This window comes from Ktedonobacter robiniae, from assembly GCF_016587375.1.
Taxonomy (GTDB): Bacteria; Chloroflexota; Ktedonobacteria; order Ktedonobacterales; family Ktedonobacteraceae; genus Ktedonobacter; species Ktedonobacter robiniae.
Genome location: NZ_BNJG01000003.1, coordinates 353,436 through 371,675, shown reverse-complemented (window position 1 = coordinate 371,675; position 18,240 = coordinate 353,436). Strand labels below are relative to the sequence as shown.

Annotated in this window: 14 protein-coding genes and 1 pseudogene; 8 read left to right on the top strand and 7 right to left on the bottom strand. The window is 55.3% G+C overall.

Annotation, left to right across the window (positions count from 1 at the left end; genetic code table 11):
* Nucleotides 1-17 precede the first annotated feature (17 nt).
* The 3 genes from JMJ04_RS34170 to JMJ04_RS34160 all read right to left on the bottom strand — a co-directional run bounded on the left by JMJ04_RS34170 (nt 18) and on the right by JMJ04_RS34160 (nt 3,463).
* Nucleotides 18-830: an ABC transporter ATP-binding protein gene (locus JMJ04_RS34170; protein ID WP_236038766.1), complete on the bottom strand. Its 813-nt coding sequence runs from the start codon at nt 828-830 to the stop codon at nt 18-20.
* 135 nt (nt 831-965) lie between these two features.
* Nucleotides 966-2,189, bottom strand: a complete 1,224-nt coding sequence (locus tag JMJ04_RS34165; RefSeq protein ID WP_201374853.1) for a macrolide family glycosyltransferase — start codon at nt 2,187-2,189, stop codon at nt 966-968.
* Between the two features lie 44 nt (nt 2,190-2,233).
* A complete protein-coding gene (locus JMJ04_RS34160; protein ID WP_201374852.1) occupies nt 2,234-3,463 on the bottom strand; it encodes an NAD(P)/FAD-dependent oxidoreductase in 1,230 nt (409 codons plus the stop codon).
* A gap of 324 nt (nt 3,464-3,787) precedes the next feature.
* On the opposite strand from JMJ04_RS34160, the gene JMJ04_RS34155 reads away from it, so the two are divergent.
* The 6 genes and pseudogenes from JMJ04_RS34155 (at nt 3,788) to JMJ04_RS34130 (ending at nt 10,240) form a co-directional block, all read left to right on the top strand.
* Nucleotides 3,788-4,696: an LLM class F420-dependent oxidoreductase gene (locus JMJ04_RS34155; RefSeq protein ID WP_201374851.1), complete on the top strand. Its 909-nt coding sequence runs from the start codon at nt 3,788-3,790 to the stop codon at nt 4,694-4,696.
* A 147-nt stretch (nt 4,697-4,843) separates the two neighbouring features.
* Nucleotides 4,844-5,881 (top strand): LacI family DNA-binding transcriptional regulator, encoded by a 1,038-nt coding sequence (locus JMJ04_RS34150; RefSeq protein ID WP_201374850.1) that lies wholly within the window; start codon nt 4,844-4,846, stop codon nt 5,879-5,881.
* Between the two features lie 124 nt (nt 5,882-6,005).
* Nucleotides 6,006-7,322 (top strand): alpha-galactosidase, encoded by a 1,317-nt coding sequence (melA, locus tag JMJ04_RS34145; protein ID WP_236038764.1) that lies wholly within the window; start codon nt 6,006-6,008, stop codon nt 7,320-7,322.
* 232 nt (nt 7,323-7,554) lie between these two features.
* A pseudogene (locus JMJ04_RS34140) lies at nt 7,555-9,175 on the top strand (nuclease/transposase family protein); the annotation flags it as partial.
* 307 nt (nt 9,176-9,482) lie between these two features.
* Entirely contained in the window at nt 9,483-9,914 is a 432-nt protein-coding gene (locus JMJ04_RS34135) for a DUF1622 domain-containing protein (RefSeq protein ID WP_201374848.1), read from the top strand.
* Nucleotides 9,911-10,240 carry a DUF1622 domain-containing protein gene (locus tag JMJ04_RS34130; RefSeq protein ID WP_201374847.1) on the top strand — a complete coding sequence of 110 codons (330 nt, stop codon included), beginning with the start codon at nt 9,911-9,913 and terminating at the stop codon, nt 10,238-10,240. The genes JMJ04_RS34135 and JMJ04_RS34130 overlap by 4 nt, the downstream gene beginning before the upstream one ends.
* On the opposite strand, the gene JMJ04_RS34125 is transcribed toward JMJ04_RS34130, so the two are convergent.
* Nucleotides 10,228-11,592, bottom strand: a complete 1,365-nt coding sequence (locus JMJ04_RS34125; RefSeq protein WP_201374846.1) for a cytochrome P450 — start codon at nt 11,590-11,592, stop codon at nt 10,228-10,230. The two genes, JMJ04_RS34130 and JMJ04_RS34125, sit on opposite strands and share 13 nt — an antisense overlap.
* 254 nt (nt 11,593-11,846) lie before the next feature.
* On the opposite strand from JMJ04_RS34125, the gene JMJ04_RS34120 reads away from it, so the two are divergent.
* Nucleotides 11,847-12,467, top strand: coding sequence for a TetR/AcrR family transcriptional regulator (locus tag JMJ04_RS34120; RefSeq protein WP_201374845.1), 621 nt, complete (start codon nt 11,847-11,849; stop codon nt 12,465-12,467).
* Nucleotides 12,468-12,517: 50 nt separating this feature from the next.
* Here JMJ04_RS34120 and JMJ04_RS34115 read toward each other — a convergent pair whose 3' ends face one another.
* From JMJ04_RS34115 to JMJ04_RS34105, 3 genes are all read right to left on the bottom strand, one after another.
* Complete coding sequence (locus JMJ04_RS34115) at nt 12,518-13,498, bottom strand: CHAP domain-containing protein (protein WP_201374844.1); 981 nt, start codon at nt 13,496-13,498, stop codon at nt 12,518-12,520.
* A gap of 252 nt (nt 13,499-13,750) precedes the next feature.
* Nucleotides 13,751-14,635 carry a nucleoside hydrolase gene (locus JMJ04_RS34110; RefSeq protein ID WP_201374843.1) on the bottom strand — a complete coding sequence of 295 codons (885 nt, stop codon included), beginning with the start codon at nt 14,633-14,635 and terminating at the stop codon, nt 13,751-13,753.
* Between the two features lie 134 nt (nt 14,636-14,769).
* Nucleotides 14,770-15,663 (bottom strand): aldo/keto reductase, encoded by an 894-nt coding sequence (locus JMJ04_RS34105; RefSeq protein ID WP_236038762.1) that lies wholly within the window; start codon nt 15,661-15,663, stop codon nt 14,770-14,772.
* A gap of 404 nt (nt 15,664-16,067) precedes the next feature.
* On the opposite strand from JMJ04_RS34105, the gene JMJ04_RS34100 reads away from it, so the two are divergent.
* Nucleotides 16,068-18,167, top strand: coding sequence for an alpha-galactosidase (locus JMJ04_RS34100; RefSeq protein WP_268887427.1), 2,100 nt, complete (start codon nt 16,068-16,070; stop codon nt 18,165-18,167).
* The last annotated feature ends 73 nt before the right edge of the window (nt 18,168-18,240 follow it).

Below are 18,240 nucleotides of genomic sequence, written 5' to 3'. Positions count from 1 at the left end.
TCCCTCTTCCATAGTGTTTAGTCGCGCAGGGTTTTTCCTGTGAGCTGGATGAACAGTTCCTGGAGTCCATGGGGCCGTTGTATCTCGCGGTTCTGCTGGCGCAAGGCCAGGAGTTCTTCTAGTGTGCCCAGGGCGATGATCTGGCCCTCATCCATAATGGCGATGCGGTTACAGAGCCGCTCGGCCTCTTCCATATAGTGGGTGGTATAGAGAATAGTTGTTCCCTGGTCGCGCAGGCGTTCAATGAGGGCGAAGATGTGTTCCCGAGATTGGGGGTCAACGCCCACGGTTGGTTCATCCAGCATCAAGAAGGCTGGTGTGTGCATGAGCGAGATGGCGATATTGATTCGGCGTTGCATGCCGCCGGAGAAGGTCTTTACCGGGTCTTTGCGCCTCTCATAGAGTCCGACGAAGAGCAGCAAATCATCGGCGCGCTGCCGGCATTCTTGTGAGGAAAGACCGTAAATCTCGCCGAAGAAATGCAGATTCTCTAAGGCTGTGAGCTCTTTATAGAGAGCTATCTCTTGAGGCACGACACCAAGCATACGCTTTACCTTTCGTGTCTCTTTGGTAATAGCGCGGCCGTCGATAAGAACCTCGCCAGATGTCGGCTCAAGGTAGCCACAGAGCATATTGATGGTGGTGCTTTTGCCTGCCCCGTTGGGACCCAGCAGGCCAAAGATCTCACCTTTGCCGATGGTGAACGAGACATCTTTGACTGCATGATGCTTGCCAAAGGTCTTGTCTAGATGCTGCGCTTCAACCTCCATACCACTTTGTGATGCGTTCCTAGTCCAGGTCTCTAGTGACGTTTTGAGTGTTTCTTCCATATATGAGTGCTCCTTGCACATTAAAGGTTTGTGTATTGTCGAGATCGAGAAAAGTATAGCCTTATGTGGTATCCAAGAGGAAGGATGGAAAGACACATTTTGGAGTATGTCGAAAGTCATGGCCTCAAAAGTTTGTTAGGGAATGTTTCTTGCACGTTTAAAGGCCAGAATCTCAGTTATGGCTCTTTGCACGCCTCCTGCCTGGCGAAGCGATTCTCCTATAGATGTGGCTGCTCTCGTGAAGCTGGGATGAGTTAGAATTTCTTCGACGTTGTGGTGTAAGTTCTCGGGTGTGACCTGGGCATTGGTAAGCATCGTGCCAGCTCCTAGTTCAGCAACACGTGCCGCGTTCCATGGCTGGTCCATACTTTGGGGGATAACCACCATCGGCACATGATAATACAATGCCTCACTAATGCTGTTCATACCACCGTGAGTAATAAATAGCGCACTCCGTAGGAGTACCTCGAGCTGTGGCACAAATCTCTCCACGATGGTATTAGAAGGTAGTGGTTCTAATGAGGCAGGATCAAGGTTATGACCGGTTGCCATGACTATTTGCCAGGGGCTCTCAGCTAAAGCTTCGAGGCACGTGTGAAAGAAGGCGGCACGGTCACTGTACATGGTACCTAGCGAAATATAGATGAGTGGCTGCCTGCTTAGCCTGGTGAAAGGGAATGGGGGAGCCTGAGAGCGTGATGTGATGAGGGGCCCAACGAATTTAAAGTGGCCTTCGTCGAAGGAGTCTGCGTCGAGTTGAAATGCTCTGGAGGTATAGACAAGGGTCAGATCTCCATAATTGTGGAATATGGCAAAAATGTCTTGAGGGGGCTTGAGATGATAGCGTTCGCATAGGATAGTGAGTAGGATCAGGCATCGCTGAAGATATTCATATTCTCTGGACGGCGCCTGCGTGACGTTCTCATGAATGGAAGCGAGTATTTCGTTCAGGATACGTTGATTGGCCGCCATGGTTGAAAGCGAGGCGATAGCTGATAGATGTAAAAGTTGTGCCAGGAAGTTGCCCCAGAGGCAGCATGCGTCATAAATGAGGTAATCTGGGCAAGATGCTTGTATCTCTGCTTGCAAGTGCGCCAGCACCCAGAGACTTGCCTCCAAAAGCGTTTCAACTGCTAGCAAGGGATGATGTTCAAACTTGTACTGATTGTGTACCAGGTCGAGTGGAAAAGTTTTGCCATAAGAACGGTATGTCGCTCCGGTCTGCTCAATTGCTGCTTGAAATTCATCACTTGTATAGTAGATGACCTGTTCGCCATGACGGACCAGTTCAGTAACGAGTGGAAGAGTAGGATTGATATGTCCCTGCGCAGGCAAACTTAAAAATACTACGGTTGCCATTTTTCATTTCCTCCCGTGAGGACACTGGTGTGCTTGCTTTGACGCTAGCTGACTACTTCAGGCCTGCTCAATTTCGTTTGTGTCCCGGTAAGAAGAGCCTGGATGTGTTCGGGCGCGAAGAAGGTTGCAGCAGGAATAGTGCCTTCTAGGACCGCGAAGAAGAGCTGAGTTGCTTCTGGATTTCCCTGTAGTGCCTCCTGTACCTGTTGTATCTCGGGTGTGAGATTCAGGGTTGCAAGTTGAATGGTTAGCTCATAGAGGGGAAGGGCCTCCCTGTTGCGTTGCTGCTCATACTCAGCTAAAGCCTCTTCTAGAGGTTGTTGACCTGTATAACTGCTCTCAATGGCCTGGGCCAGCCGTTCCGCGTCCGCGAAGGCATCGGCTATGCCATGCCCAAGAAGTGGATCTTTATGATAGGCAGCATCTCCCAATAAAGCCCAGCCAGGGCCGTAGGGCTTTCTAAAGAAGTTGGCTGTGTTGCCAGTACCCATAAAGCGTTGTTCTTGTTTTCCCTGATGGACGCAGGCCGCAAAAGCTGGGGCAAGCGCAAGTGCTTCAAGAAAGTGGCTCTCAATCGAGGCACGCACTTTGGGGAAATGGCGACGTGGCCAGGTGACACTTATGAGCGCAAGCCCATCATGTGTGGGAAAGGATAAAAAGACGCACTGAGGGCGCGAGTACAGAGCAGTGCTACCTGTCTTCATCCCACTCCAATAAGCATAGTAGATACATGTTAATGCTGGATACCTATGATAGGTTGGTGCCTCGACCGCACGTGCGATCAGGGAGTGTAGACCGTCGGCACCGATGACAAGCCTGGCCTTCTCGGTCACAGGTGTGCCTGTTGTTGTGCGACCCTTTATGCCGGTGATATGGGTTCCATTTCTCGTCACGTCCTGGACTCTAAACGCCTCGCGTAGCTCAGCACCTGCCTCAACCGCCTTTTGGGCTAACAATGTGTCAAGAATGTATCTACGAGGAGCAAGACCAAAGTTAATGTTCTCTAGAGGCAGGACCGTCGAAGAGAGGGTGAAGCGTCCCGTGTCGAGAGAGATCCCATGTACTGGAGGACAACCAGTAGCAAGTAGTGTATCCAAAACTCCCCAATGTTGAAGATAGACGAGTCCACGTGGATGAATAAAGTGGCTGGAAAGGGTGTCGCTAGGAAAACTGGCTTTATCGAGTAGCAAGACGCGATACCCTTTGCGTGCTAGCAGAAGGGCCAGAGATGATCCCGCGCAGCGAGCGCCAACAATGATCGCGTCGTATACCATTTCCTACTCCTGCAACATTTCTTCCAGACATGAGCATATAACAAAGCGCTAAGTGTCCTCCTATGTATACATTACGTTAGGCGTTTCATTATAGTAGATTATGAGGGTTGGCCTGTAGAAATAGACAGGTATGCAGACAGCCTATTTTTCCCAGTTTAATGCTGTTGATTTTGCCAGTGTGCTTTGCTTGCGTACCGAGTATAGTTATATCATTCATTATGAAGGTTGTAGCTACCCATACAAAATAGCTGACCACCTACGGCGCTGAGGATTCTTCACAAGAAGAGTCGGAAGCGTTACGCATAAAACTAAGGAGAAGATAACATGCGCCTGGGTTTACAGGTTCCTAATTTTACATGGCCCAATGGGCAGAATGAGCTTGGTACGACCTTTGGTCAGATCGCGGAGCGCGCTGACGCGGTGGGTCTTTATAGCTTCTGGGTCATGGACCACTTTTTCCAGATTGGTTTCGTTGGCCCGGCAGAGAACGAAATGCTAGAGGGCTGGAGCGCCCTGGCCTTCGCGGCTGGACGCACCAAGCGGATCAAGCTTGGAACGATGGTGACTGGTGTCACCTACAGGTATCCTGGCATTCTGGTGAAGACTGCGACGACCCTGGATGTTCTCTCTCAAGGACGTGCCTATTTAGGCATTGGCGCAGCCTGGAACGAAGAGGAGCACCTGGGTCTGGGCGTCCCCTTCCCACCGTTAAAGGAGCGTTTTGAGCGCCTGGAAGAGACGTTGCAGATCGCGCACCAGATGTGGGCGGGCGATCAGAGACCCTTTGAAGGCAAGCATAATCAGCTTACGCGTCCGCTGAACTCACCGCAGTCGGTACAGAAGCCACATCCGCCCATCTTGATCGGCGGGACCGGCGAGAAGAAGACCCTGCGCATGATCGCTCAATACGGCGATGCCTGTAACTTCTTCGCACGTATGGGGGATGAGGCACTCAAGCATAAATTGAACGTGCTGCGCGAGCATTGTGCCAACCTCAATCGCCCCTATGAGCAGATTGAGAAGACAACGCTCGACCAGATGGTGCTCACTAAAGATGGACGCGATGGCACATTGAGTCCCCAGGCCGCCATCGACCAATTTGGTAAACTGGCCGAGTTGGGTATTGACCACGCCATTTTCAGCCTGGGCAATGTTCATGAGCCCGAGACCTTCGAGATCTTGGCGAACGATATCGTTCCCGTTGTCGACAAGATTCAGGTCGCAGGCCGTTAGATAAAAGAGGGTAGGCATGGGAAAATGGGCTTGAGCCCATTTTCCCATGCCTACCCTCTTTTTATCCCTTGACAAGCGGGCATATAAAAAGACATAATTGCTATATATCTATGCACACGTGTGCGCAATTAGCAGGAGGAGTTGAGCATGGTGACCAGTGAGGAGGTCGCGCGCCTGGCTGGTGTATCGCGAACAACGGTCTCACGCGTGCTCAGTGGGTCGGGTCGTATCAGTGAAGAGGTGCGCCAGCGCGTGTTAGAGGCTGCAGCCTCGTTGGGCTACGAACCAAACGTGGTGGCGCAGAGTATGGTGCGCCAGCGCTCACGTACGATTGCGTTAGGTCTGTTTCACGTAGAAGAAGGGCTTTCGTTCTCGCGCCTGGGCGAAACCAAGCACCACTTCTACCTCGATGTACTGAAGTATATCGAAGAGGAAGCGGCGAACGCCGGTTATGACCTGCTTCAGCCCTCGCGTCCGCTGGGGCGTACTCCTGAGAGCTATGTGCGTACGCTGCAAACACGGCAGGTTGCGGGCGCAGTTATGCTAGCGCTTAGCTCCACGGACCCGCGTATTCCGGCCCTGGTTCAAGCTCACATCCCAACGGTGTTTATCGATGCTGTGGGTCAGGGACCAGGCGCGACCTATGTAAAGGGTGATCATGTCAGCGGAGCGCGCCAGGTGACAGAACACTTGCTTGCGTTGGGCCATAAACGTATGGCCTTCTTTGTTGGTCCGTCGAGCAATATGTTTGGTATGGAGCGCCTCTTTGGTGCGCAACAGGCTCTTGCCTCAGCGGGCCGTAGCCTCGATCCCAGCCTGGTACGCCAGTCGGGTTGGAACATGCAGCAGGCCTATGAAGCGGCGGCACAGCTGCTCTCTGAGCGGCGTGACTTTACCGCGATAATCGCAGGGAGCGATCTGATGGCCATCGGGATCTTGCGAGCGCTGCGTGAGCGGGGCTTGCATGTGCCAGAGGACGTCTCCCTGAGCGGTTTTGATGACCTGGAGCTTGCGTCCTACACTGATCCTGGCTTGACGACGGTGCGCCAGGACCGCGTCGCGATGGGGCGCGGCGCGATTCAATTGCTGTTGCGCCTGATTCAGGGCGAGCAGCACCTTGCTCCGCTCATCCTGCCAACCCAGCTCATTGCACGCCAATCGACGGGTCCTGCACCGTCGGTCTAGGCTCTCTTTTTTTAGTGATTTGCGCACACGTGTGCGCTTTAACGGAGTGGGGAGGCCGCTCTTGTACCAGGTGGGGACAATGAATGTTCACTACGCTTTCCCAAGGAAGGAGATGGCAACAACTATGCCTATACGTTCACCAAAGATTACTTTTATTGGCGCGGGCAGTGCCGTTTTTGCGCGCCAGTTGATAACAGATGTTCTTCATATTGAGGGACTGGACGAGGGTGTGATTGCGCTGGTTGATATCGATGCTACGCGCTTGCAACTGGCTCGCAATATCGCAGAGAAACTGGTGGCACATAGTGGCAAGCACTGGCGTGTGCAGAGCTCTACCGAGCGGCGCGAAATGCTGCCCGGCAGCCATTTTATCGTCAATACAATTGAAGTGGCAGGCCTGGCGAATGTACGCCATGACTTCGATATTCCCATGAAGTATGGGATCAACCAGTGCATCGGTGATACCATCGGACCCGGCGGCATCTTCAAAGCGTTACGTACTGGTCCCGCCTGGTTGGATATTCTGCATGACGCGGAAGAGCTGTGTCCTGAGGCCTTGGTATTGAACTATACCAATCCAATGTCGATCCTGACCTATGCGGCTCTCAAAGACACCTCGATGCGTACAGTGGGCCTCTGCCATAGTGTGCAGGGAAGCTCCAAACAGCTCGCGAACTATTTGGACGTGCCATATGAGGACCTGGAATGGAAGTGTGCGGGTATCAACCATAATGCCTGGTTTACCGAGCTGCGTTACCAGGGGAAGGATGCTTATCCGCTGCTGCTGGAGCGCATTCAGCAGAGCGAGATTTATGAGAAGGACCCCGTGCGCTTCGAGATGACACGCTACTTCGGCGCCTTTGTCACGGAGAGCAGCGGTCATTTCTCTGAGTATGTGCCCTACTTCCGCAAGCGACCAGAGCTGATTGAGCGCTATGGCCGCGCGGGCTATCTAGGCGAGACCGGCTTCTATGCCAACAACTGGCCGGAGTGGCGGCGTAAGAACGATGAAAGCATTCAGAAGATGCTTGATGGTAGCGCCGAGCTACCTTTCCGTCGCAGCCATGAATATGGCTCATACATCATTGAGGGTGTGACATTGAACCGGCCCCAGGTGATCTATGGAAACGTGCGCAATACTGGCCTCATCGATAACCTGCCAGATGGCAGTGTTGAGGTCGCATGTCTCGTCGACCGCAATGGCGTCCAGCCCACCCACTTTGGTGTACTGCCAGAGCAGCTTGCGGCTCTGAACCGTAGCCACATGGCCGTTCACTCCTTAATGTGTGAGGCCCTGCTCAGCAAGAACAAGGAGGCGGCCCGCTATGCGCTGATGCTCGATCCGCTGAGCGCGGCTGTCTGCTCGCCTGCTGAGTTGAGCGAGCTCTTTGATGAGATGTGGGAGGCAGAGAGAGAGTACCTTCAGCCCTTCGAAAAATAGATGAGATGTAAAAAAGCGCATGACCAGTTCGCGATGTGAACCGGTCATGCGCTTTTTTACAGTGACCGGGGCGAGAAAGCCCCGGTCATTGATGCCGGGGATGAATTGCCACCTCTACAAGTGAGAAGGGAATAGGAGAAAGCATGTCTTAAGAACTTGTGTTCTTCCACTCTCTCTGGTAAAATAGACGTCGAGGATCGATCGGACGTACGAGATTGAAGGAGGAGCGGGTGTGCCGAAGACACGCCAGGGATCGCGCAAGCAGAAAGAATAGCAGGAGAAACGGCCTGCGACCCCCACGTTCCTGCTCGAACTGCCTCTGGCGGTCGATCCAGGAAAAGCCGCACGCCTCCGTGCGCATCTAGAAGCTGCTCGTCAGCTCTACAATGCCATCCTCTCCCAAGGTCAAAAGCGTTTGAGGTGCATGCGGGCTGACCCCGCCTGGCAAGAAGCTCGTTCCCTTCCTCGTACCCATAAGGCCGAGCGAGCCGCCGCTTTCTCCGCCTTGCGCAAGGCGTATGGCTTCACAGAGGCCGCACTCCATGAAGCCGTCAAAGGCCCGCGTGTGGGCTGGATTGCCGAGCATCTCGAGGCCGTGTTGGCGCAAACGCTAGCTAGCCGTGCTTATCGCGCCCTCAATCGCGTCTGCCTGGGCAAGGCCGGACGCGTGCGTTTTAAGAGCCGAGGTCGTGGCTTCTCCAGTATCGGGAACAAGCGCCAATGATACCAGCCTCCGCTTTGTCCTGCAGCCCCCCGAAGCCGGAAACGCGGGGTATCTGCTCTGGAACGGAGCCCAGCTGCCCGCTCTCATCGATTGGAAGGATGAGGTGGTGACCCATAGCCTCAAGCACCGCATCAAATATGCTCGCCTCATCCAACGTCCAGCCAGCAGCAAGAGAGCGGCGGGAGCCGATGCTCAGGGGTATCGCTACGTCGTGCAGTTGGCCTTGGAAGGCGTGCCACACCGCAAGCCCAAGCACACCATTGGCACAGGCACCGTCGAGGGGGATCTAGGCCCCTCGACCCTGGCTCTCGTTCCCCAGGAGGGGGAGGCAAGCCTGGAAGTATTCTGCGCGGAACTGGCTCCCGAGGCCCGTGCCATTCGCCGCTTGCAACGGCAGATGGAGCGACAGCGGCGAGCCGCCAATCCGGAGAACTACGATGAGAAGGGGCGTATCAAAAAACAAGGCAAGAAGCTGCACTGGAAGCAGAGTAAACGCTACCAAGCCACCCGGCGACGCAAGGCGAGCAGAGAGCGCAAGCTGGCGGCCCACCGCAAGAGCCTACATGGCCGCAAGGTGCATCAGGTGGTGAAGCTAGGTAACACCATCATCATCGAAAAGATTTCCTACAAGGCATGGCAGAGGCAGTTTGGCAAGAGTGTGGGGCTGCGAGCACCAGGGATGTTTGTAGAACTCCTGAGACGCACCGTTGAGAGTACGGGCGGCACCCTAGTGGAAGTTTTCACACGCACAACGGCGCTGAGCCAATGGTGCCATGGCTGTGGCAAGAAGGTCAAGAAGCCGCTCTCTCAGCGTTGGCACCAATGCGAATGTGGGGTGGGTCCCGTGCAACGCGACCTGTATTCGGCCTTTCTTGCCGCCTATCTTGATTCAACAGATTCCATTCCCTCGTGTGCCCGATACCAGGGGTATTGGGAGGGTGTGGAAGTGTGCCTGCGGGCAGCACATGAGCGTATAACACAACGCGCGAAAGAGGGGCAGAGCATACCCCGAAGCTTTGGCATTCCCAGAGCCGGAGCGCGTCTGCCCAAAAGGTCAGGGGAACCACCACAAGAGCCAGCGCTTCTCCTTCGGGGTGAAGAACGGGAAGCGTGGGCCGAACCCCTGGAAACCCGCTGCTTTCGCGTGGGGAGCTCTCAGATCTGCAATGAGCCTTTCTTCTTTCTGGAATCGACCTTCGAGCCCCTATACCTTGACGCTGATGAGCTGAATTGCCCTGGCGCTGCTCCCCTTTATCCTGGCCTACCAGATCTGGAACTACTGGGTCTTCCGTCATCGTGTAAGTCATAGCGACCGGGCGACCGCGCATTAAATATCGAAGAGTCAGCCCTGGTTTCCTGGCTTTGGCTAAACGGGGTCCAGGCGCGTAGCAACCAGGCCTGGGCTGACTTGCTTATTGAGAATGTAGTGTTTGTGTATGGAAGAACTGTTTAAAATCTGGACGGGGTACCTTGCTTCAGGCGTTGAGGCCATCGCTGGCCTCATTATCGCCTTCGCCGCTCTACAAGCCACCTTTCATGCCCTGCGCCTGGTTTTACACAAACCAGGCCAGCAGATAGGAGTTCAGGAGCCATACACAGAGTATATCCGCCTGGGATTGGGTCGCTGGCTGGCGCTGGCGCTGGAGTTTGAATTGGGTGCTGATATTCTGCGTACCGCCATTGCCCCTTCCTGGACCGAAATTGGTCAGCTCGTCGCTATCGCGACGATACGTACGCTCCTGAACTACTTCTTACAGCAGGAAATAGATCGAGCGGCGCAACGCTATCCGCAAGCACCGGGGCACCGCCCGCCAACTCATATACAGCCACCAGTGCCGCTCCAAACGGAGGTGAGAAAGCCCCAATGAACCTGACCCATCTTGTAACATTTAGCCTCTGGGCAGCTATGATTGAATTTATTGGCGCTTTGCTCATCATCGCGTATCTGCTCAGGAGTCTTGTGGTCCTCTTCAAGACCGGGCAGGTGACCGGAGCGCGGCTGATAGTGGCCGATGGCATCATTACCGGCTTAAGTTTTAAGCTGGCTGGAACGCTGCTCAAAACTATTGAGCTACGGTCATGGAGACAGATAGCCATGTTCGCAGCAATTTTTGCGCTACGGACAGTGCTCAAACGCTGGTTCGCGTGGGAACGCAGCCACCTGCAACAGGACCTGCAACCTCATAACCTGTAATTTACCATCTGCTCCTGGATACTGGTCGGATTGAGCGTCACACGCATGCCATGCTTTGGGCGGAGGGTGACGCGCGGCAGCAGTTCGATGGGATGGTCTGGCACAGGTTCGGGCGTGTAGCGTTGTAGGATCGTGGCCAGCAAGAGTTTGGTCTCCATCTGTGCGAAGGGCATGCCAATACAGATGCGTGGTCCCAGGCCGAAGGGGAAGTAGGCGCCACGTGGCACGTTCTCACCCTGGATAGGGTCCCAGCGCTCGGGTTGGAACTCCTGGGGATCGTGCCAGATCTCCGCGTCGTTATGGGTGACCCACTGGCTCAAGAGGACGATAGTCCCTGCAGGCAGGTGGTAGTCTCCGAGCGTGAAGTCGCGGATGGCGCGTCGTCCCATGCGCCAGACGGGAGGTAGCACGCGCCAGGACTCGTTCATGACCCATTCCAGGTAGGGGAGGCATGCCAGGTCGGCAACTGTTGGGGCGCGTCCAGCGAGCACCGTGTGGAGTTCCAGCAGGAGCTTCTGGCGAATCTCCGGGTGTTGAGCCAGGAGATAGAAGGTCCAGCAGAGGCTATTTTGGGCCGTCTCATGGCCCGCGGCCACCAGTGTCATTACCTGGTCATGGACCTGGGAATCGCTCATGCCCTGGCCCTCCTCCTGGGCAGTGAGCAGCATATCGAGGATGTCGCCCCTATCGCCACCCGCTGCGCGCCGCTGCTGAATAAGCCCGTACACAAAGTTGTCCAACGTCTTCTTGCCGCGATTGAAGTCGCGTGTCTGGGCTGAGAAGCGTGAGAGCACGCGCGGCCTGCCCAGACCCTGAGGAGGACGCCCAATAACCGCCGTAAAGGCCTCGCTGAGTTGATTGGCCTGGGAGAGTTCTTCAACACTGAAAAGAGTGTGTACGATGATACGCAGGGTCAGGTGCTGCATGGTGGAGGCCAGCTCAAGCTCCTGTCCCGGTTGCCAGGTCTCAAGCATCTGCTCGGTATAGCGCACCATCACATCGGCATATTGATCGATGCGCTGGCGATGAAAGGCTGGCTGTACCAGGCGACGCTGCTGGCGATGGATCTCGCCCTCAGTCGTCAGCAAGCCCTCGCCCAGGACCTCGCGCATATTGCTGCGTTGCTGGCTTTGGAGCGAAGTAAAGTCGCGTGGATGTTCTGTCAGGCAGTAGAGCACATGCTCTGGCGCATAGGCGCAGACGACAGGTGTGCCAGCCAGGGAGAGGCGCACAAGGTGCCCATACTGCGTACGCGTAGAGCGCATAAAAGCGAGTGGATTGCGTTGAAGCTGAGGGGCATTGCCCACGAGAGGAAGCCCCCTGGGGCCTGGAAGCGCGTTGAACTGCTGCATAAGAAAAGTCCTCTTTTCCTTGCCTATAACGTAGACAAGCTACCCATACCCGGTCTACAATAGGAGCGCTAAAATATGAGTAGAAGCTCACTTCTTCTCTCTTAAGAATATGAGCATTTACTCACGTTGTCAAGAGATATTTAGGAGTTGTATGGGGCCGACGCTGCTAAAGCACGCGTCTATATATCGTCCATTATATGTAGACGCGTGCTTTAGCAGCGTCGGCATACTGTTAATAGAAGGTAGGGTCTCACATGGCTAAGGAGCTCTCTCTTCGTCGTATGCCCCAGCAGGCGCGGGGGCAGCGCCGAATCGATAAGTTGCTGGACGCGGCGGAACAGGTATTTTCAGAGAAAGGGTATGGGGATGCGACGACGAACCTGATAGCCGCGCGGGCGCAGGCCTCAATTGGCTCGCTCTACCAGTTTTTTCCCAATAAAGAGGCCATCTTGCGCGCGATTGTGGCGCGTTATGTCGAGGAGTTGCGGGCCTTCTTCGCACAAACGCTCTCGGTGGATGCGGATAAGCTACCGCTGGCGAGCTTTCTAGAGCATCTGATTCAGGGTCTGGCGAAGCTGCGGGAGGCGCACGCTGGTTTTCGCCCACTCTTCTTTGGTGCGCAGTCTTTCTCTGACGTTGAGCAGGCGACTCAGGAGTTGCGCCAGGAGGTCATCGAGCGCATTGTGGACCTGCTCGCGGTGCGCGCACCCCAATTGGACGAGGAGCAGCGCCTGCGTTGCGCCCATGTCTGCGTCGCTATTTTCCAGGCCTTGATGGCCCTGGCTATGGCAGTTGAAGGGGAGGAGCGTGTGCGCCTGCTTGAGGAGTTGAAGGCGGTGCTCCTGGCCTATTTGATGCCCCTGGTCCATACATAAAAAAAAGAGGTGAGAGCCGAGCTCCTACACCTCTTTTTAGGGGATAATGGTTAGTTAGTAATAAAGGCGATGCCGGGATAGCCGGGATAGGAGAAGTCCCAGTAGGAGAGCACGCCAAAGCCGCCTCCACCCATATACCAGTTATAGTTGCTGGTATGGACCGTTCCATTGGAGTTAATCGATTCAACGATGGCCACATGTCCGTAGCCGCCCGCGCCCTGTACACCTGGTTGGAGCACAACGATTGCGCCCACTGTTGGTTGCGCGGAGACTTTCCAGCCGTAGTTCTGAGCCTGTCCCAGCCATTCCCAGGCATTGCCAAGCCAGGGCACCCATATGCCATGCAGCTGGTGGAAGCGATAGGCCGCCCAGTAGGTACACTGTCCCTGGAAGAAACGATTGCCCGAGCCGCCGAGGGCGGGCCCAGGGTTGACACCGACATAGGCCTGATTGCCGGCATCAAAGCCATCCTGCGTCACCGCGGTCGCAGTCGCGGCCTGCTGTGCTAAGAGCGTGGAATTATCGTTTTTCGTATCGTAGAGGCCGCTACTCGAGAGAATGGTGGTGAGGCCAGTCTTTCCATTGGCGAACCCCAGGGGAATGGTGGCGAGCAATGTCCCAGCCAGAATGACGAGCAGGAGCGAGGCCACCGCGATCTGAATGACCATCCTGCGCCCCTGGGGTGGACGGGGAATCCCACTCTTAATCCCAGCCGGCTTGATGACCACAGGCTCGCGCTGGACTGTCATTTTGTTGTCACTGGCATTAGCCTCTCTATATGCTGGCACCAGTTGACGGGTGGCTTTGGGCTGCTCGGGCGAAGGAAATAACGGGTTTACCCCTGGGTCAGTGACAGGATTGAAGCGTTGAGGATTGGTCCCGGAACCTGCTGCATTTGGGAACATTCCATGTTCAGAAATAGGATTATGAGAGAAGCTGGCGGATTCTGAAGGGAATTGGCCCATACTCTCTGGGAGAGGTGTGTGGCCCTGGCCTCCCGGCTTGTTTGGGTTGAGATCCATCATCGGCATGCCATAAGTCCTTTAATTTCATGAAATTTTTTGCAAATAATTTGGAGTTGGTCAATGTAGATATATGAGATCAGCGCACTGTATCCTTATGCCTCAATGTACTTGAGAACCCTTATATTGGTCAAGTTCTATATAATAGAATAGGAAGATCAGGCTGTTAGAGGGAAGAATATGTACTGCGCAAGGGGCATCTTCAGCAATAGGATGATGGTGTTGGTGGGCTGCCTACGTCAACCCACCAACACCATCATCCTATTGAAAGACGTGGAAGTAGTGTTCAAGAAAGCGTTCGGCATTGACGGAGAGGGCTACCTCGTGGCGCGCGCGAACGCCGCCAGGTTGCCAGTAGGTCTGCCCACTTTTGCCTTCATCCTTGATCTCGACCGAGACATTGCCAGGTGAGAAGGTGCAGAGCGCGCTCTCAAAAATGGTCGCCGCCGCCAGGGGATCGTGGAAGGTCACCATATCGGCGCGCTCGAACCAGACCTCCGCGAAATCCAGGACCGGGCGTAGCAGGGGATGTGTGCAGCGCTGGCGGAACTCCGAGGCCGCCATACGGACCTGCATCGTCACATCCAGGCCAATAGAGCGATGGATGGGCGCAACTGCGCGATAGACGATTTCAGCCGCGTAGGGATCATTGAGGGCGTTCCATTCGCGTCCAGATGGAGCGAACTGTCCACACATCAGCACCAGGCCCTTGAGGAGTTGAGGGATATCGGGATAGGTCGCAAAGAGCAGAGCGATATTAGTCATTGGACCAATGCCGAGCAGAATAACCTCGCCCGGATGAGAGCGAATGGTTTGCTCCATAAAGGTGATCGCCTCGCCTTGGGGGAAGTCGTGCGTGTGTGCCCAGCGGTCGAGCGTGGCTGCCTGCGGGGACAGCGGTTGTTGAATGGGAGTGAGGAGGGGTTGTTCCACGCCAGGATAGATGGGAATATCCTGGCCCGCAATAGTGCAGAGGGCGCTTGCCATCTTCGCGCGCTTCTCTGCCTCACCAGTCACGGTAGTGATGCCCAGGAGATCGCACCTGGGCTGAGCCAGTAGATAGGCCAGGCAGACAGCATCATCAATATCGCTGCCAATATCGGTATCAAGCAGAATTTTTATGCTCGTAGAAGGCTGTGAAGTCATTGCGGCGCGAAGGCCTCCTCGCTGTGAATAGTATGTGTCCTGGTATAGAGAGGACACAAGCTATTGTAAGCCATGCTCAGCCTTTTGCCAAGTGAGCCCTCTGCAATCCTTCTTTATCTAACCATCAATCCCCCCTAACCTGCCTGATTTTGCGCCTGGTTTTGCCACTCGCGCTTCCCTTGCTCGTCGAGAGCCTTGAACTCATCGTCGCTAAGGGTGACGCTCGTCGCGGCCACGTTCTCCTCCAGGTGCTTGACTCGGCTGGTACCGGGAATCGGCAATGTCACAGGGCTGCGCTTGAGGATCCATGCGAGCGCGATTCCACTGGGTGTGGTATTGTGCTTGTGGGCGATCTTGTCAAGCTGTGAGCCAGCCTGTGCCAGGTTGCCCGATGCCAGTGGGAACCAGGGGATAAAGCCGATATTGTTGCGCGTGCAGTAATCAAGGACCTCCTCGCTCTGGCGGTTCACTAAGTTGTACAGGTTCTGTACGGTGACAACCTGGAAGAACTTCTGAGCCGCCTGAATCTCTTCCGTATTGACCTCACTAAGGCCTGCATGCCGGATCAGACCTTCTTGCTGCATCTGCTTGATCACATCGAACTGCTCATCGCGTGGCACCTTGGGATCGATCCGGTGGAGTTGCCATAGATCGATGCGCTCGATACCTAGGCGTCTCATGCTCATCAGTACACACTGGCGCAGATATTCGGGACGTCCAAGCGGGAGCCAGATATCCGGTCCATGCCGAGTTAGACCGCCTTTGGTCGCGATCACGAGACCTTTATAAGGATAGAGTGCCTCATGAATCAGGTTCTCGCTGACCTCGGGGCCGTAGCTATCTGCCGTATCGATGAAGTTAATGCCAAGTTCAGGAATCCGTTTCAGTGTGCGCAGGGCCTCCTCACGATCAGCGGGTTCGCCCCAGATGCCTTCCCCTGTGATACGCATGGCGCCATATCCCAGGCGATTGACGGTAAGGTCTCCACCAATTGTGAATTGCCCGCTGGCTGCTGCATTGCTACTCATAGCTCGTATTCTTTCTTTTTTCAAGATGGACCTGCTGTAAGCGCAGGTATGTATGATTGGCGCAATCATTCGTGATCCTAGCGATCCTAGCAATCTACCGGTGATTACACGCTTTATAGAAACATAATGTCTCAAGAAAGAATGGGCCTTGTATTGATGGGAAGCTCGTCAAGCGTCACAGCACGCCAATATCCGTGATATACTGAGGTTCCAGGCCTTATTCCATTTGCCAACCACCGGCATCTGGTTCGATAAAAAAGCAAATGAGGAAGACGACATAGCATGCTAGAGCAATCATCCACATCATGGCACCAGAAGACATCTGGTGCTTCAGATATTTTAACGACCGGTATTCACCAGCAGCCAACGCAGCGGAGCTGGCTGCTGGTGACGGAGAATAGTACATACGCGCTGGGGTTACAGAGGAGGAGTATGTACTCAATCTCTACTGGGGGGCGCGCCTCGCCTTCTTCTCCGATATCTCCGCAGCATCTATGCCGCCCGACAGATCATCGCAGGATGTCAGCCTGGCGCTCGCGCCCGAAGAATATCCCGCGTTTGGTGGGCTACGCTTTGGCGAACTGGCCGCGAAGATCACCTTCGCCGACCAGACACGCGATGCCGACCTCCGCTTTCATGATGCCGAGATTGGCGAGCAAGATGGTTTGCCTGCATTGCGCATTCTCTTACAGGATGCGGTCTATCCTTTGCAGGTTGCTCTGCTGTACCAGGTAGATGTTGCAAACGATGTCATCATTCGTTCCGCGTGTTTTACCAATCAGGGCGCGGACCCTATTGTGCTTGAGCGCGTGTTCTCCGCGGTCTGGCATCTGCCACGCCAGGTCGTGCCACGTCGGCTGACCACATTAGGGGGACATTGGGCTGGCGAGAGCCGCCTCCAGCAGCAGCAGCAGGTTGTGACTGGCACGACGCTGCTGGAGTCGCGTAAAGGGGTAACGGGCTCGCATGCCTATCCCTGGTTCGCGCTGGATACCCAGGCCAATGAGCAGCAAGGAGAGGTCTACTTTGGCACGCTGGCCTGGAGTGGTAACTGGGCCTTGCGCATAGCAACAACGATCACTGGGGCCACCGCGATTGGGGGTGGCATTCACGAGCATGATTTTGCCTGGACACTGGCCGCGCAAACAAGTTTTACCACGCCCGATTTTGTAGCGGGCTTTACGCTTGATGGCATGAATGGAGTACGCCGTCGCCTGCATCGCTATGTTCGCGAGCAGGTTCTGCCGCAAAAGCAGGCTAGCCAGCCGCGTCCTGTGTTGTATAACTCTTGGGAGGCCACGACCTTTGATGTGACTGAAGAGGGGCAACGCTTGCTGGCCGAACGTGCTGCAGGGTTGGGTGTGGAGCTCTTCGTCGTCGATGATGGCTGGTTCCCAGGGCGTGTGCATGATCGAGCTGGTCTGGGCGATTGGCGCGTCGATCCGCAGAAGTTTCCCCATGGCCTGCGTCCGCTTATCGAGCGCGTGAAGGCATTGGGCATGCAGTTTGGCTTGTGGGTAGAGCCGGAGATGGTGAACGCTGATAGCGACCTGTACCGCTTACACCCAGATTGGATCTATCATTTCCCGCAGCGCCCACGCAGCGAGGCGCGTAACCAGTTAGTCTTGAATGTGGGCCGCCAGGACGTGCAGGCGTACCTGCTCACGGTGCTGGATCAATTGCTCACCGAAAATGCGATAGATTTTATCAAGTGGGACATGAACCGTCCCCTCGCGGAGCCGGGCTGGCCTGAATACGTCGCGCAAGGCGGGGACGCGCGTGAGATCTGGGTGCGCCATACACAGGGTGTTTATACTATTCTGGATGCCCTACGGGCTCGCCATCCAGAGCTGAGCATCGAGTCCTGTTCCTCGGGCGGTGGCCGGGCAGACCTGGGCGTGCTCCGGCGCACAGACCAGGTCTGGACGAGCGATAATACGCATCCTGACGCACGCCTCTTTATTCAAGAAGGCATCTCGCATATTCTGCCTGGTCGTGTGATGGGGGCCTGGGTGACTGATATGCCGCATGACCGCATGGTAAATGAGATCCCCGTACAGTACCGCTTTCATGTCGCGATGATGGGCGCGCTTGGGATCGGTGGTCACCTGCTGCATTGGAGCGATGAGGACCTCGCGGAAGCTACCCGCTGGATCGCCGTCTACAAATCGATTCGCCACCTGGTGCAGGATGGCGATCAGTACTGGCTCCTTTCGCCGACGGCCAGCAAAGGCGATCTCGCGGCGGTCACGAGTGTCGCGCCTGACGGCAGTGAAGCGGTGCTCTTTGCCTTCCGGCGCAGCAACCCTTTCTGGGAGCCACTCCCTTTCCTGCGTTTACAGGGCCTACAGCCAGCGACGCAGTATCGCGTGCGAGAGCTAGGCAATGCCTCTGTACCAGAGATCATTCTCTCAGGGGCCGCGCTCATGGGACGAGGATTGGAGTTGCCACTGCGTCACGGTTCATACGCGAGCTGCCTCCTCCATATACGCGCCGAAGCCTGAGAGAAGTTGCTTAATTCCCACGCCCATGCAGGTGCGAAAGGAAATGCTTCTGAAGGGCACACATATCTTTCAC